The organism is Levilactobacillus suantsaii (assembly GCF_004115745.1).
GTDB lineage: Bacteria > Bacillota > Bacilli > Lactobacillales > Lactobacillaceae > Levilactobacillus > Levilactobacillus suantsaii.
The window spans coordinates 98,588-114,717 of the sequence record NZ_QXIL01000005.1 but is presented as its reverse complement, the minus strand read 5'-3'; the positions used below and the strand labels follow the sequence as shown (position 1 = coordinate 114,717).

At 50.9% G+C, this 16,130-nt stretch carries 14 protein-coding genes; 4 read left to right on the top strand and 10 right to left on the bottom strand.

Going from position 1 to position 16,130, the window contains the following annotated elements; genetic code table 11:
* Positions 1-10: 10 nt before the first annotated feature.
* Positions 11-988 carry an alpha-ketoacid dehydrogenase subunit beta gene (locus tag DXH47_RS04245; protein ID WP_129031877.1) on the bottom strand — a complete coding sequence of 326 codons (978 nt, stop codon included), beginning with the start codon at positions 986-988 and terminating at the stop codon, positions 11-13.
* A 2-nt stretch (positions 989-990) separates the two neighbouring features.
* On the bottom strand, positions 991-2,106 hold the full coding sequence (gene pdhA / locus DXH47_RS04240) for a pyruvate dehydrogenase (acetyl-transferring) E1 component subunit alpha (RefSeq protein WP_129031875.1): 1,116 nt from the start codon (positions 2,104-2,106) through the stop codon (positions 991-993).
* Between the two features lie 276 nt (positions 2,107-2,382).
* Here pdhA and def point away from each other — a divergent pair, with 276 nt between their 5' ends.
* The gene (def, locus tag DXH47_RS04235) at positions 2,383-2,943 is read left to right on the top strand and encodes a peptide deformylase (RefSeq protein ID WP_129031873.1); all 561 of its coding nucleotides are present in this window, start codon (positions 2,383-2,385) and stop codon (positions 2,941-2,943) included.
* A gap of 167 nt (positions 2,944-3,110) precedes the next feature.
* Here the strand turns inward: def and DXH47_RS04230 are convergent, their stop codons facing one another.
* Positions 3,111-3,608: a hypothetical protein gene (locus DXH47_RS04230; RefSeq protein ID WP_129031871.1), complete on the bottom strand. Its 498-nt coding sequence runs from the start codon at positions 3,606-3,608 to the stop codon at positions 3,111-3,113.
* 198 nt (positions 3,609-3,806) lie between these two features.
* On the opposite strand from DXH47_RS04230, the gene DXH47_RS04225 reads away from it, so the two are divergent.
* The 3 genes from DXH47_RS04225 to DXH47_RS04215 all read left to right on the top strand — a co-directional run bounded on the left by DXH47_RS04225 (position 3,807) and on the right by DXH47_RS04215 (position 6,827).
* Positions 3,807-4,025, top strand: coding sequence for a DNA-directed RNA polymerase subunit epsilon (locus tag DXH47_RS04225; RefSeq protein WP_129031870.1), 219 nt, complete (start codon positions 3,807-3,809; stop codon positions 4,023-4,025).
* Positions 4,022-5,701 carry a ribonuclease J1 gene (gene rnjA / locus DXH47_RS04220; protein WP_129031868.1) on the top strand — a complete coding sequence of 560 codons (1,680 nt, stop codon included), beginning with the start codon at positions 4,022-4,024 and terminating at the stop codon, positions 5,699-5,701. Before DXH47_RS04225 ends, rnjA begins: the two co-directional genes overlap by 4 nt.
* Positions 5,702-5,864: 163 nt before the next feature.
* A complete protein-coding gene (locus DXH47_RS04215) occupies positions 5,865-6,827 on the top strand; it encodes a diacylglycerol/lipid kinase family protein (protein ID WP_225423490.1) in 963 nt (320 codons plus the stop codon).
* 146 nt (positions 6,828-6,973) lie between these two features.
* Here DXH47_RS04215 and DXH47_RS04210 read toward each other — a convergent pair whose 3' ends face one another.
* The 7 genes from DXH47_RS04210 to rbsR form a co-directional block, all read right to left on the bottom strand.
* Positions 6,974-7,180, bottom strand: coding sequence for a hypothetical protein (locus DXH47_RS04210; protein ID WP_129031864.1), 207 nt, complete (start codon positions 7,178-7,180; stop codon positions 6,974-6,976).
* 164 nt (positions 7,181-7,344) lie between these two features.
* A complete protein-coding gene (locus DXH47_RS04205; protein ID WP_225423489.1) occupies positions 7,345-9,000 on the bottom strand; it encodes a LysM peptidoglycan-binding domain-containing protein in 1,656 nt (551 codons plus the stop codon).
* A gap of 465 nt (positions 9,001-9,465) precedes the next feature.
* A complete protein-coding gene (locus DXH47_RS04200) occupies positions 9,466-10,506 on the bottom strand; it encodes a DUF1002 domain-containing protein (RefSeq protein ID WP_129031860.1) in 1,041 nt (346 codons plus the stop codon).
* A gap of 105 nt (positions 10,507-10,611) precedes the next feature.
* Positions 10,612-11,502, bottom strand: coding sequence for a C40 family peptidase (locus DXH47_RS04195; RefSeq protein ID WP_129031858.1), 891 nt, complete (start codon positions 11,500-11,502; stop codon positions 10,612-10,614).
* Between the two features lie 90 nt (positions 11,503-11,592).
* On the bottom strand, positions 11,593-13,617 hold the full coding sequence (gene tkt / locus DXH47_RS04190) for a transketolase (protein WP_129031856.1): 2,025 nt from the start codon (positions 13,615-13,617) through the stop codon (positions 11,593-11,595).
* Positions 13,618-13,972: 355 nt separating this feature from the next.
* The gene (rbsK, locus tag DXH47_RS04185) at positions 13,973-14,893 is read right to left on the bottom strand and encodes a ribokinase (protein ID WP_129031854.1); all 921 of its coding nucleotides are present in this window, start codon (positions 14,891-14,893) and stop codon (positions 13,973-13,975) included.
* A gap of 117 nt (positions 14,894-15,010) precedes the next feature.
* Entirely contained in the window at positions 15,011-16,027 is a 1,017-nt protein-coding gene (rbsR, locus tag DXH47_RS04180) for a ribose utilization transcriptional repressor RbsR (protein WP_129031852.1), read from the bottom strand.
* Positions 16,028-16,130: the final 103 nt, after the last annotated feature.

Genomic DNA, 16,130 nt, shown 5'->3' with positions numbered 1-16,130 from the left:
CAGATTAATTTTAGTAGTTCACAATGTCGCGGGCTTTGGCTTCGATGTCATCCGCATTTGGAATCCAATCGTTTTCAGCCTGAGCAAATGGGTAAACGCTATCGGGAGCCGCAACCCGGCCGATTGGCGCATCCAACGACATAATCTTTTCTTCGGCAATGTCGGACGCAACGGTTGCCCCGACCCCGGCCATCTTTTGGGCTTCTTGCACCACAACGACCTTGTGGGTCTTGTCGATGGAAGCAAAGATGGTGTCGGTGTCGATTGGGGATAAGGAGCGTAAGTCAATGACTTCAGCATCGATATTGTCCTTAGCCAAAGCATCGGCTGCCTTTAAGGATTCGTTGACTTCGGCACTGTAAGCCACAATCGTCAAGTCTTTTCCTTCACGAACAACCTTTGCGGAATCTAGCGGAACCGTGTACTTGTCATCTGGAACTTCGTCCTTCATCGAACGGTAAAGTTTCAGATTTTCCAAGAAGAGCACCGGATCGTCGCTTTCGACCGCGGAAATGACCATGCCCTTCGCATCGTATGGGTTAGCTGGGGTTACGACCCGCAGACCTGGCGTGCTAACAAAGTAATTTTCCAGGTTATCCGCGTGCATTTCAGCCGTGTGCGTCCCGCCACCGAATGGCGTCCGGATAGTAACTGGGAAGTTCTTCGTCCCACCAAACCGGTAGTGGTCCCGAGCTAATTGGCCAACAATCCCATCCATGGCTTCGAACGTGAACCCCATGAATTGGATTTCTGGGATTGGCCGCCAGCCGGTTAAGGATAACCCAATCGCTAAGCCAATGATTCCTGATTCAGCCAGTGGTGTATCGAAGACCCGGTCTTCACCGTACTTGTCTTGTAAGTCGACAGTCGTCCGGAACACACCACCGTTTTTACCAACATCTTCACCGAAGATCAAGGTTTTAGGATCGTCATTCAACACTTGATCCAGTCCAGAAGTGATCGCTTTAATGTACGTCATTTTAGCCATGATTACTTCGACTCCTTTGCTTCAAATTCTGCAATTTGCTTCTTCACACTTGGAGTAGGAACATTGTAAGTCCACTTCAGGAAGTCAGAAACCTTTTGTGCTGGTGCTGCTTCGGCATCCTTCATCGCTTCCTTGAAGTCGTCCTTATATTGTTCGACTAACTTGTCTTCTTGGTCTTGAGACCAAAGTTTCTTGTCGGTCAAGACTTTGCGCATCCGAATTAATGGATCGGCGTCAAACCATGGCTTTTCTTCTTCTTTGGTCCGGTAACGTGATGGGTCATCACCCGCTGAGGAGTGCGCGCCGTAACGGTAAGTCAAGGTTTCAATCACGACTGGTCCGTTGCCGGCAGCGGCAAATTCCCGGGCAGCCTTCGAGACTTCGTGAACCGCCACGATATCCATCCCGTCAACTTGGACGGAAGGAACACCCATAGCAACGGCCTTTTGGGCTAAGGTTTCCGCCGCCGTTTGCTTGTAACGGGGAACGGAAATCGCCCAACCGTTGTTTTGAACGAAGAAGACTGCTGGTGCTTGGAAGGCACTGGCGAAGTTAACCCCTTCATACCAGTCACCTTGTGACGTCCCACCGTCACCAGTGTAAACAAAGGCAACGCGGTCCTTGTCTTCATTCTTCTTGATACCTAAAGCAACGCCCGCGGTTTCAACGTATTGCGCCCCAATGATGATTTGTGGGAACAACATGTTCTTGTTTTCATGAATGTTGCCTTCAACGTGGCCCTTGGACCATAAGAATCCTTTGGCAACAGTTGTGCCGTGTTGAATCATTTGCGGTAAATCACGGTAAGCAGGTGCTAAGAAATCTTGTTCCTTAAAGGCAGTGACACTACCCATTTCACTTGCTTCCTCACCGGCAGTTGGCGCGTAGAAACCTAAACGGCCTTGACGCGAAAAGTTCATGGTTTGTTCGTGTAATGTTCGTTCCCAAACCATCTTCTTCATGAAGTCAACCAGTTGGTCATCTGAATATTTCGCCAAGGTGTCTGGATCAACAACCTTTCCTTCCCGGTCAATAACTTGAATCGGGTGCTTGTAAGGATCGGCCATCGTAGCTTTGATTTTGGCAAAGTCTACAATTTGTTTGCTTCCATTAGCCATAAGTAACACTTTCCTTTCACTTGATATGAAATTGTTAACTAAAGGTGAGTCAACGTTGCGTTTCCTGACTACGCTTATACAGTACCATCTTTTCATAAATCTTGCAAGCCCTTTCATTACGGATAATTGGGCTTTCCCTCGTCAATTGGCGTTGAAACCAGCGATTTCGGTTTTTGTAATTTTTTTGCAAGCGAAACCGTTTTCTTTTCATTTCATTTTTATAAGTAACTATGATAAAATAATGGTAGTTATGATTAATTTTCGGAGGTAATGTCCTTGTTTTTAATGAAAGATATCGTCCGTGACGAGGATCCTGTTTTACGCCAGGAAGCAGCCGACGTCAGCTTTCCCCTGTCTGAAGCGGACCAACAACTGGCTAAAGACTTAATGGAATACCTAGTCGTTTCCCAAGATCCAGAACAATGTAAGAAGTACGGCCTCCGAGCTGGTGTCGGCTTGGCCGCCCCACAAGTTGGTGTTTCCAAGAAGATGGCTTCCGTCTTGGTCCCGGCTGCTGAAGAAGGTGGCAAATCGCCCTTCACCGACGTCATCATTAATCCCGTAATCATCTCGGAATCCGTTCAAAATGGTGCGTTGACCGAAGGTGAAGGTTGCCTGTCCGTAGATAAAGACGTGCCAGGCTTCGTGCCACGCCACGACCGGATCACATTGCGCTATTATGACGTCAACGGTGAAAAGCATCAAGTTCGCTTAAAGAACTATCCTGCCATCGTATGCCAACATGAAATCGATCATTTGCACGGGATTCTCTTCTACGACCACATCAACCAGGACCAACCATTTACGCGGCCTGATGATATGGTCATGATTGAGTAGTTTTTAACAATCGGACCTTTAAAGGTGTCCCCCTTAAAGGTCACCCAAATCAAAATCAAAAAAGCGCGCAAGGCTGTTAGCCTAGCGCGTTTTTTTCGTCCCTTTTCACATTCGTATAGGAACAATTAGTTTTTCAGTTTCTTCCATTATGTACCGTATATTGTGCATCATTGAACAGATGAGCTATCGATTTTCTTTAAATCTTTCAAATACTCAACGGTCGATTCGTTCATCAAATAAGCCACGTCAACGTGTAGCCGTTCCTCGTAGACCCAAATGTCACTGACCACGAAAGCGGGTCCCGAAATCACGGCTTTGACTTGGTGGTCAACGCTAAACCCCGCTAAGGCCTCATTAAAAGCGTGTTCTAAGCGGGCCACCTGGTGTTCAGCCGCCATCCCCACTGCTAAGTGGTACTCAAACGCCATCACGCCGCGCCCCCAAACATCCGCCACCGCAGCCGAAGGTGAAAGGTCACTTTCAGCTACGGTCAGCACACCATCATTGACCAGCCGCTGGACAGCAGCGGTCATCGCCACATCAGTTTCGTCTTGGGCGGTCCGCCGAACCATTCGGGTCGCCCGCTGGACAATGGTTCGGTGGATAAACACGTAAATCAGTCCCGCAATAATAATCCCAATAATGATCTCGGTTGTTAAGGCCATCTCGGTCCCTCCGTTCAAGTTACCTTTATTTTATGATAGCACGGAACGCCAGCTAGGGGTAATTCTATACAATTGGAAAAAACTATGCTAAAATTGTGCTAATTGTTGTGTAAGCAACCCGCAGTTCGGAAAGACCCAAATTATGACTTGCCGCTTAAGTTAGGACAAGTTAAATCTATTGATAAAGGAGTCTTGTTAGTGATTTACAAAGTTTATTACCAAGAAGACAAAAAACGGAATCCTAAGCGCGAGGATACCCATACGCTCTACCTGGAGGCTCAGACGGAAGTCGAAGCTCGTAGCCAAGTAGAAGCCCACACGGATCACAATATTGAGTTCATCGAGCCCATCGAAGGAAATACTCTGGCCTATGAACAACAAAATCCTAATTATAAATTGACGGAGTTCACTGAATGAACAAGCTAAACGTCAAAAATAACGAAACAGCTATCTTTGGCGTGGGTGGATTAGGTGAAATTGGGAAAAATACTTACGGCATTCAGTTTCAGGATGAAATTGTTCTGATCGATGCTGGGATTAAATTCCCCGAAGACGAATTACTAGGAATCGATTACGTGATTCCGGATTACCAATACCTCGTTGAAAACCAGTCCAAGATCAAAGCGCTAGTGATCACCCACGGCCACGAAGACCACATTGGTGGGATTCCTTATTTGCTCCAAGCGCTCAATGTTCCCGTTTATGCGGGGCCATTAGCCTTAGCTTTAATTAAGAACAAACTGGAAGAACACGGATTATTAAAATCAACTGAACTGCACACAATTGACGATGATACGGTTCTTAAGTTCCGCAAGATGAGTGTTTCTTTCTTCCGAACGACCCACTCGATTCCTGATACACTGGGGATTGCAGTGCATACGCCGGTCGGCACCATCGTCGAAACTGGGGACTACAAGTTCGACCTGACACCGGTCACCAACCAGCCGCCTGATCTCCAAAAGATGGCCAAACTGGGGGCAGATGGTGTTCTGTGCCTGATGTCCGACAGTACCAACGCAGAGCGCCCTATCTGGACGAAATCTGAAAAGTGGGTCGGAAAATCCATCCGACGTATTTTCGACCAAGTCGAAGGTCGGGTGATTTTTGCCACTTTTGCGTCTAACATTTCTCGGATTGAAACAGCGTGTGAAACTGCGCTGGCGCATAACCGGAAGATTGCCGTGTTTGGTCGCTCCATGGAAGCCGCTATCGTCAATGGTCGGGAATTAGGTTACTTAAACATTCCTGACGACGCCCTTGTCGACGCCAACACGATTCGCTCCCTTCCAGCCAACAAGGTCATGATTCTGTGTACCGGATCTCAAGGTGAACCGATGGCGGCCCTTTCACGAATTGCGAACGGGACTCACCGGCAAATCACTATTCAACCTGGCGACACCGTCGTCTTCTCGAGTAACCCGATTCCAGGCAACACTATCTCCGTCAACCACGTCATCAACGAGTTGGAAGAAGCTGGCGCCAACGTTATCCACGGCCGCGTGAACAACATCCACACGTCTGGACACGGGGGCCAAGAAGAACAGAAGCTGATGCTCCGACTGATGCAACCGAAGTTCTTCATGCCGATTCACGGAGAATACCGGATGTTAAAGATTCATACTGAGCTTGCCGAACAATGTGGCGTGCCCCTTGACCGGAGCTTTATCCTCCAAAATGGTGACGTCTTAGCGTTGACCAAGGATTCAGCCCGGGTCGCTGGTCACTTTGCTGCGGGCGATGTCTACATCGACGGCTCCGGCATCGGTGATATTGGTAACGTCGTGTTACGCGACCGGCAATTACTTTCCGAAGAAGGCTTAGTTGTTGTGGTCGCCACTATCGACCTCAAACATCAAGAAATCAAAGCTGGTCCTGACTTGCTCTCACGCGGTTTCGTCTACATGCGTGAATCTGGTGAATTACTGAATGAGGGCCGCCGACGCGTCTTCCAAACGATTCGCCGAGCGATGCGGAACCCGAAGGCAACCGAAGCCTCGATTCGCAACGCCGTTATCGACGATCTGCAAAACTTCTTGTTTGAGAAGACTGAGCGGCACCCGATGATTCTGCCAATGTTTATCATGACAAAATAAGTTGCTGTCTGAAGGGCCTGGGATAAACCCAGACCCTTTTCGTTTGCCACGACCTGGTCGCTGCTTAAGTGTTTCTTACGACCGGTCAAAGTTAATTGGGAATGACTAGGCACACGAAAAAAAGTTCGTTATAATAAGAGAGAAAAAAATTGAGAGGAGCAGTATGGTGAGTGTCCAGTACTATATCATCTTAAATGAGCATGCAGGGAGTGGCCAAGCCGGGATCCTGTGGCCCCAAATCAAGGCCCGCCTCGACGCCGCGCAGGTGACCTACCAAGTGGCGACTTCCGAGTATGCCGATCATGCCATCCTCCTAAGTGAACAGTTTGCCAAACAACTTCCCGATACCCCCCATCAAAATTGGGTCGTGCTGGCGGTCGGGGGTGACGGCACCCTCCACGAGACCATCAACGGTCTGACCCAGACGCCCCGCCAATACCCGATTCCCGTGGCGTACTTGCCAGTTGGGTCCGGAAACGATTTTGCCCGGGGCGTCGGGATGGCTCATGATTGGACCAGTGCACTGACCCAGATTATTCAGTGCACCCACCCCACCAATTACGATGTGGGCGTTTATAATGAAACGGTTAAAGAAGAACGCGGTGTTTTTACTAATAACCTTGGAATCGGTTTCGATGCTAGTATCATTGCTCGCGCCAACCAATCCAAGGCTAAAGTTTGGCTTAACCACCACCACCTCGGGTCGTTAGCCTATCTATCCGCCGCTCTAGGCGTCTATTATAACCAGCAAGGTTTCATGTTGACGGTCCACGTTAACGGTCGGCGCGACATCTTTCCGAACGCCTTTTTGGTCACGACCACTAACCACCCCTATTTCGGTGGTGGCGTCGGGATCGTTCCCAATGCGACCTTAACGGACCATCAACTCCACCTCGTCGTTATCGAGAAGCCCAATTTTCTTAAGTTGATTTGGTTGGCGTTACGTCTGGTCTTCAAACGCCACCTAACGTCCAAATCCGTGCATTACTACACCGCTAAAAACTTGCATCTGACCGTCCCCGCCATTGAGTATGGTCAATTAGACGGTGAGGAGATGGGCGGACACTTCTTCGACGTTTACGTAGGGCTCAAGCAGTATCCCTTCTGGATTGACGTGACCATGTGACGCCAATCCTTAACGGTAAACAAAAAGGTGAGACCAATTGGTCTCACCTTTTTGTTTACCACTGTTACCAGTGATGAGCCGCAACTCCCACTAAAAAATGCGGGAACTGTGGATTCTTTGCAATGAATTAGGACCCCCATGTGGGTCTAGTCTTCTGAAGCTGCCATGGCCTCAAGAATCATATCCAGCTGAGCACATTTATTCGTCAGGTAGGTCATCTCTTCGCCATAGCGCGGTTCGATTTTGACCGTCCCTGAACCTGATTGGACCCCAACAGATTCCTTTTTCTTTAACGTCGCCAACTGTGAATTTGCTTGACGATACTCTGCTAAAATCTCCGTCCGATTACTCATAACTTTCAACAACTCCTTTTCCATCAGAATATTAAGTCTTCAATAACCACGAAATGACTACTGGAGAATAATACCACGCGGGGGCGGATTTGTTAACGAAAATCTTAAAAAAACTGGCCACTTTCCTTGAGTTGGTCAGAGCCAACCGGGAAAACTTCCCACTTTTATTTGACCGTCCCAGCAAATGACGGCATAAAGTACTTGCTGATAGTCTGTACAGACACATTTTCACCGGGTTCTGGTGCCGCCACGAATTCATTGTTCCCTAAGTAAATGGCGTCATGATAAGTTGCCCCGTGGCTCCCCCAGAAGAGAATATCCCCGGGTTGAGCTTTAGCCACCGAGTGCGTTGAGACGTAGCTCTCTTGGGCCACCGTATTATGCGGCAAGCTGATGCCCTCCGCGTGTAGGTAGACGTAAGCGACCAAGCCAGAGCAGTCCATCCCGCTGAGCGAAGCACCACCCCAAACATACGGAATATTGGCGGAAGCCAGCTTCAATGCCAGACTGGTCACAGAACCACTAGTTAAGTTAGACGTGGATTTTTTACTCGTCGTACTGCTACTGCTAGAGGCCGTTGCGGCTTGGCTACTACTACTGCTACTGCTCGTTGCCGTTTGCGTTGTCTGTTTGGCCGCTGAACTGCTACTACTCGTCACTGTTGCCGCAGCCGTTGATTGCTTAGTACTGGTTGCTTGACTGGAGCTAGCCGACCGGGCTGTCGTCACTTTGAAAGTCGACCGCTTGGTCGTGGCGGCTTTGGAAGTGCTCGTCGCCGCTTGACGAGTCGAGGATACCGATTGCGACGCCTTAATCGGTTGTGACGTTGCTACTGAAGATTGGCTTGACGCCACACTTGTTGACGAACTGGTAGGTTGCGTCGCTTGACTCTGAGCCGACCGTGATTGCTTAGCAGCTGACGATGAACTGCTCGTTTGGGTTGAAGCGGATGACGTTGAAGTCGTTGCCGCTGGCGTCGAAACGCTGGCTGAGGCAGCTTGGATACCTGATTTAGCCGTTGTTGTCGCCGATGATGATGACGTCGAGGCTGCCCGCGTATGCGCTAAGGTCGCATTAGTGTTAGACGTCGCCGCTTGGCTCGATTGTTCATTGGCACTCGACGTCTTCGTTTGACCTGATTGCGTCTTAACTTGGCTGCTGCTAGTTGTGGCCGCCTTTGACGTTGCCGTCGACTGACTATTAGCGGTGATCGTTGATGAAGCCGCCGGAGCCACTGAACTACTGCTTTGGGTTGAGGACGATGTCGTCGAAGTCGATGATTGTCGTTGTTGTTGCTGACTAGCCGCAGCTTGCTGCTGGGCTAAGATCTGGGCTTGAAAGGCACTGGCCTTTTGCGTCTGTTGACTAGTTGTTGATGGTGTAGTCGTTGTTGTTGACTTTTGACTGGTGCTAGTCTTAGCCGTCTTCGTAGCACTCGGAATGACTAGTTTCTGGCCAACACTTAACGCTGAGCCCGTCAGATGGTTCGCCTTTTGAAGCTGGGCGACCGACAGGTGGTAGTGTTGCGCCAAATCCCACAAGGTATCCCCCGACTTTACGGTATAGGTTACTTTCGTGGTCGCCTTGTTCACCTGCAAGCGCTGACCCACAAAGATCAAGTGGGTGTTGCTATCTAGTGAATTCTGTTGCTCCAGCGTCTTGATTGAAACGCCATATTTCTGGGATAATCCCCAAACGGTATCGCCCGCTTGAACTTGAACACTATCGGCACTGGCGGTCATTTGTGCGCCGGCGGCTAAAACACCGAGAGCGCCAACAACGCCAACTGCGACTTTCGTTTTTCGTTGCTCTGTACTCATCTTTACACACACGTCCTTCATTTCTCAATCTGACTAACTGCTTCCCCCACGGCCGGTCAACTTACAACCGTCCTCGTTGGTTCATACTAAATACGAATTACAAATTTATCTTACCACAGCTTCGGCAGATTCCTTGTGAATTATTAAGAAAACGTTAACAGATTTTTCTTACGGAACTGACGTTCGTTTAAAACGGTTTCATTAATTAAAATCGCGCTACAATCCCAGTCTAACAAGCTTCCCCTTAGGCTTAAAGCAAACGTTAGTTCTTTTTCCGTATACAAGCTTTAATTTGCCGGCTTTTCAACAACTTTTTTTCGCGATAAATTCACAACTAATTGTACCCTACAATAAAATTGCCAGGCCGCTTTTTGTAGATTACAATATCTAATCCCACGCCGACTTTGTGAAATTTAAATTGGAACACAAAAAAACGGGCCATTCGCCCGTTAATTTGTTTAATATCTAACTAAATAGTCCCTGGAAGAAGCTGACAACTTGATGCCAGATACGCACGAGAAAGTTTTCGGCTTTCTTCGCATCGGCACTGTTGGCAAAGTCTTTCACGCTTGCCATCTTGTCCCCAATACTATTAGCAAGGTTATTCGCCACGGTCTTGACGTTGGTGACATACGATTTACTAGTCGACACGGGGGCCTTTTGGACCTTACTTAAGGCCACCGAGATGTTGTTGATCTGCGTCTGGGTAGTTTGGCTCGAGACGCCCTGTTTCGATAACGCCTTTTTCAGCATTGCTTCGATATCGGCCTTCGTGGCGAGTTTGTCGCCCTTCTGCCGTTGTTGCGCAAGGTCTGATGAAACCGACCCTACCGCTGCCATCAGCTTACCCGGATACTTCTTGTTATCACTATTGGAATTGATCGCGGGTTGGGTCGCATCTAAGACGCTATTAGCAGCTTGAGTGTTAGCCGAGTTGAGCGTCAAGCCGTCCGCAGCCAAAGCTTTATAGACTCCGGTCAACGCCGATTCCCCGGAAACAGACTTATCCGCCGTAACCGTGATGATGACGTCTTTGACCCCCGCCATAGTGGCGACCATGGCGTATTGTTGCGATTTGACTTGAGTAATATTGTTTTGACCATCATACTTCACGATATTGACCTTCACACCCGATCCCGGATCAGCAGGCGCTAGGGCAACAGAACTAATCATGCTGGCATCCGTGGTACCGGCTGAATTCAGATACTTGGCGTAGTCACTCCCCGTGGCGGTCAAACTGGTGTAGTTGGACTTCACCCCTAAGGCTGAACTAACCTTGTCCTTATCCTCACTGGCTAAGCCAGCACCATAGACGGCATAAGCTTTCGACAAGGCCTTCGTCTGGACCGTGCTGCCACTATCACTACTGGTAGAACTCTGGTCGCTTTCAACCGAGCTGCTCGTTGTCGTTCCGGTCGTATCGGCGTGACTGGTGAGGCTTAGGCTCCCCGCGGCTAAGGTCGCGCTGACGACGGCCAGCCCGACTAAGATTCGTTTTAATTTCATAAAATCGTCCTCTTCTTTCGCAAGTTTCGTCGACTCCACTAATAGTATAGCATGCCAATCGGCGAAGAAGACCGAAATACCGGGGCCTTAGGAGATTCTTCAGGATTATTGCCAGAACCGCCGGGCACCGGCATATTCTGCCGCAAAGGGCGCGGTAGTCAGTGGCGTTTGGGCGACCGTTTGTCCAGGTCGTGGGGCGTGTAACATTTGACCTTGGCCGGCGTAGAGACCGACATGGTGCACGTGCCCCGTACCGTGGTCGGTTGCAAAGAAGATCAAATCACCGGGACGTAAAGCCTCAGGAGCGATGGGATACCCCGCCGTAAATTGGTCCTGGGCATCCCGCGGAATGCGGTATCCTAACGTCCGGTGCACGCTGTAGGCCAACCCGGAGCAGTCCACGCCCTGCGGTGTCAGCCCGCCCCACAGATAAGGCGTTCCTAAGAGCTGCCGACTTAAAGCCAACAACCGGGCGCCATCATCGCCACCGGCAATGGTCAAGTGTGCTGCTTGCGCGGCGATACTGCCTGAACCTAACGGCGTGACGACCTGAATTCGGTCGCTGTCCTGTCCCGTCGTGGTCAAAATCGTCCCCATGGGTAAGGTCAAGCGGATTTGCTGGTCGGTCGTGGTGAATACCGTTGCGGGTTGGACCAAGCGTACCGTCGTTGTTGGGTAAGCGAGTTCCTGGTCCGCATCGGTCAGTTGACTGAGGGGCAACCATCCCGGATACCCGCGACGGGAAAGGCGATTCGTCTGCCGTTGAACAAAAACGTGGGCCCATCCATCTTGGATCTGATCCAACACGACCTGGTCGTTGAACAAGACTTCGGTCACCACGGCCTGCTGATCAGCCAATTGTTCCTGGTCAACCAAACTTAACTGGGCTAGCCACGGGGCCACTTGCCCTGCTAGCAGGGCTTGGGTTAACGTCTGGGGCTGTACCGGTTTCGCCCAGACCAAAGCTGTCGGTACTTTCACTCGTCGAATCTCCATAAAACCGCCTCCAAATCCGTTTGTCTTCAATATACCAAGAATTTAGAGGTCTGACCAGTCCGTTTTGACACGACGAACGCATCCCCCAATCTAGTCGAGCGCTAAGTAAGTCTGGACGACCCGTTCTGGCGTGAATCCCGCCATGGCAATCACCTGTTCACCATTGCCGCTGGCCCCAAACCGATCCTGCGAGACAACGGACCCATCCAAGCCCGTATATTGGCACCAACCAAAACCACTCGCCATTTCGATGGCCACCCGCCGGCGTAAACGCCGGGGCAAAACCCTTTCGCGGTACTCAACCGATTGGCGATTGAAGACTTCAAAACTCGGGAGGGATACGACCCGCACGTCATGCCCCTGCGCCAATAGCTGTTTTTGGGCGGTCAAAGCGATTTGGACTTCGGAACCCGAAGCCAGGAGAATCCCTTCCGCGGTATTTTGCGCATCGGCCACCACGTAGCCTCCCCGTTTCACACCACTGTGAACCCGTTGGGCGGGTTTTGGCAACGTTGGCAGCCCTTGGCGCGTTAAGACCAAAGCCGTCGGATGATCCGTTGCCTGGAGCGCTGCCAGCCACGCCGCAGCCGTTTCGTTGCCGTCAGCCGGTCGATAGACCGTAAGTCCCGGAATCGACCGTAACGCTGCTAATTGTTCGACTGGTTCGTGGGTCGGCCCATCTTCACCTACCGCTAACGAATCATGGGTAAACACGTAAATCACGGGTAGTTTTTGCAACGCTGCCAAACGAATAGCAGCCTTCATGTAGTCGGAGAAGACGAAGAACGTGGACCCGTATACTCGGGTGCCCCCGTGTAGGGCGATGCCATTCATCGCCGCGGCTTCCGCAAACTCCCGGATTCCAAACCATAGATTCTTGCCACTACGATTCGTCGCACTAAACCGTTCTGTATCGGCCACATTGGTTTTATTGGAACTAAAGAGGTCTGCTGAGCCGCCCCAAAGATTAGGACAAACGGCACTGAGACGCTGTAAAATCTCGTGCCCACTGGCTCGCGAGGCTAGCTGGTCTTTTTTATAGTACGTTGGCAACTGGTCCCGTAGGCCTTTCGGCACCGTTTGACTAACTCCCTGCGCAAACTGCGCCGCCAATTGCGGGTGCCCCGCCGAATAATGGGCGACTAAATTCGACCATTCCTGGTGACTGGCCCACCCCCGGGCTTTAATGGTACTCATGAACCGGTCGTGAACCCGCACCGGGACCGTAAAGGGATCATTTTCCCACTCGTAAAATTGGCGAGTAGTGGCCAAGTCAGCCGCACTTAGTGGCGCCCCATGCACCTGGTTCGTACCTGCGTGGGGACTACCGGCCCCAATCTGAGTCTTGACTTCGATCAAAGTCGGCCCATTTTGATTATCCTTGGCCGCATTAATGGCGGCGTCAATGGCCTGTAAGTCGTTACCGTCTGTGACCCGTAAATAATTCCAGCCGTAGCTCATGAACCGTTGACCCACGTTATCGTGACAGGCATTCGCTAACGGCCCGTCTAACGACACATCGTTGGAATCGTACAGAACAATCAATTTATTCAATTTCAGTTGGCCAGCTAAACTGGCCGCTTCAGCCGCGACTCCTTCCATCAGATCGCCGTCGCCACACAACGCGTAAGTATAATGGTCCACGATAGCGTAATTAGTCCGGTTATAGGTCGCGGCCAAGTGACTTTCAGCCATCGCCATGCCCACGGCCATCCCTACGCCCTGGCCCAACGGCCCAGTCGTGGCGTCGACGCCGGGGGTTACCCCCACTTCAGGATGCCCCGGCGTCTTACTGCCCAGTTGCCGAAAGTGCATCAAATCGTTCCGGGAGACCGCAAACCCACTCAGATGTAAAAGACTATACAACATCGCAGAACCATGACCGGCCGACAAAACGAACCGGTCGCGATTGAACCACTGGGGAAATGACGGGTCAACCCGAAGATGCCGTGAGAACAACACATAGGCCATCGGGGCCGCGCCCAAGGGCAAGCCCGGGTGCCCAGAGCGGGCCCGGGAAATCATATCCATGCTGAGCATCCGGACCGCCGTCACGGCTTGGGTGTCCGTTGCATCAAAACTTGCTGATTGTGCGACTACTTTTTCATTTAACATCTCATAAAACCTCACTTTGATTAACCAGACCATTTGCGGTCATCGAATTTAGGTCAGGACGTTAAACGTTAATTCTACCGGTAAAATCGACGTTATCCATCGACTTTCCTAACTATACCAATTTAATTTAAAAAAGTCAAGCCTTCGCATAAAAGTTATTTTATCAGTGTTTTTAGGGAAATAATTCGCAAATTGGTTCATATGCCGCTCCTATACCAATTTCAAACAACTGGAGTTTTTCTCGTCAAATCCCCCCCCCCCCCGAGTTGACCATCCGCGTATTTTCTCAGAATCCACAAAAGGCCCCACCGCTACTTCCACGGTGAGGCCGATCCATTAAAATTTTAGTGAGTTATTAAGCTTGGCTGGCCGCTTGGACCTGTGCGTAGGTCGGAATCGACGGCATTGCCCCCAGGCCCTGTACGGTCAGCGAACTAGCGCGTTGAGCGTACGTTAGTGCTGTTTCGATATTACTCAAATCTGGCTTCAACTGGGAACTCAACGCCCCAATGAAAGTATCCCCAGCCGCTGTGGTGTCCACAGCCTTGACCTTAAAAGCCGGCACGAACCCGGAGCCTGCGGGGGTCGCGTAGTAAGCCCCCTTACTGCCGACCGTGATGATCAGACTTTTGACGCCCATCTCCAAAAACCGCTTGGCGTTGGCGTCCATGGACGCCACGTCCGTCACCGGAATTCCCGTCAAGGACGCACTTTCCGTCTCGTTCGGGACGACCAAGTCCGTCACTTTCAGAATCGCCGGGTCGATGGTGGCGGCCGGAGCCGGATTCAGAATCGTAGTGACGCCGTGCTGTTTGGCTAACGTAAACGCCTTGAGTGTCGCAGCTTGAGGCGTTTCAAATTGGGTAATCAGGAAATCAGCCTGGGCGATTTCGTCTTCTACGGCGGCTACTTCCGCGGCCTGCACTTGTTGGTTGGCGCCTCCGTAGACCAGGATACTGTTTTGTCCCGCTTCGTCCAACAGAATAAAGGCGGAGCCAGTCCCCACCGTTTCATCGGTAATGATGGCACTGGTATCGACCTGATCGTCAGTGAGTGATTCCACCATGAATCGACCAGCTTCGTCGTTACCGACCTTACCGATAAAGCGAGTCTGCGCGCCAGACCGCGCCGCGGCGACCGCTTGGTTGGCGCCCTTACCACCAGCCGCACTGGTCTTGTTTTCCGTTAATAGTGTTTCTCCGGGTTGGGGCATCCGCGCCAACCGTAACGTGGTATCCACGTTCAAGCTCCCTAAAACTGTCACACGATTAGTCATCTGACCATCACTCCTCCATCAGGACTCAAAATTTTGTAAAAGGTTTTACGTAAAACTGACCTAACTCACTACAGCATTCCTCGTAAGATTACCATACTTCGAAAAGGCTTACAAGGCCTATTTCGCTGGATTTACGGGCGCCGTGCTCTCACGCCGCCGCAACGTCACGGGTAAATTCACATTTTGCCCGGGTTGCCGTCGATTATGAATCCGATTGATCAACAGCGTCGTGGCTTGTTCCCCCATCGTGACTACCGGTTGATGGATACTACTGAGCTTCGGCACCACGTATTCGTCGAGATCGATATCATCGTAGCCTAAGACCGACATGTCGTGCGGGACACTCAAGCCGCGTTCGTGTAGGCCACGAATCAAGCCCAATGCCGTTTCATCGTTGATGGCAAAAACGGCACTTGGATGTTGTGCCACCACGGCAGCCGTGGCTTGATAGCCCCCGAGTTTAGTCATTGGCGTGGCAATCACCTGATCCGTTTCGAGGGAAATTCCGGCCGTGGCCAATGTCTGGCGAAAACCCGTCAACCGTTCCGCCAGGTTCGGTGTCGGATGGTCCGGCATGACCACCACAATCTGCCGGTGTCCTAAATCCAAGAGATGTTGGGCGGCAACCTGGCCTCCTTGTCGGTCATCGACTCGGAACCAGTCTAAACTAGGCCCCCCATTTTGATCGACCAACAGGTACGGAATCCCGTTTTTCTTGAGGATGGTCTCGATGGCTTCACTAGTGATTGACGCACTGGCAATAATCAACCCATCGACCGCTCGTTTGATCAATTCTTGCAGGTAGTAGCTCTCCAATTTCGGGTCGTGGTCGGCCCCAAAAACCAACGGAATGAAGTGCTGCTCACGACTAGCGGCTTGGACCCCCCGAATAAACATGCCAAAAAACGGGTTCCCCAAATTAGGGACCAAGACGCCCAGGGTTTGCGCCGATTTCATAATCAAATTACGGGCGTTAAAGTCCGGCACATAGCTCATTTCTTCCTGGAGTTGGTGCACCCGCCGCCGGGTATCCAGGCTGAACCGCTCACCCTTTCCGTTTAAAATCTGTGAGACCGTCGTTACCGAGACCCCTGCGGCTTGCGCCAGGTCTCGAATCGTTACTTTCCGTGTCATAGGCCCTCCTCAACGTTTCGTTTAGTTAATTATACCGCATCGCTTGGACCTTTCGGGCGCCTTTTTGGAAATCTCGCGGACCTCAAAAAAGGCGCCGTCTGGG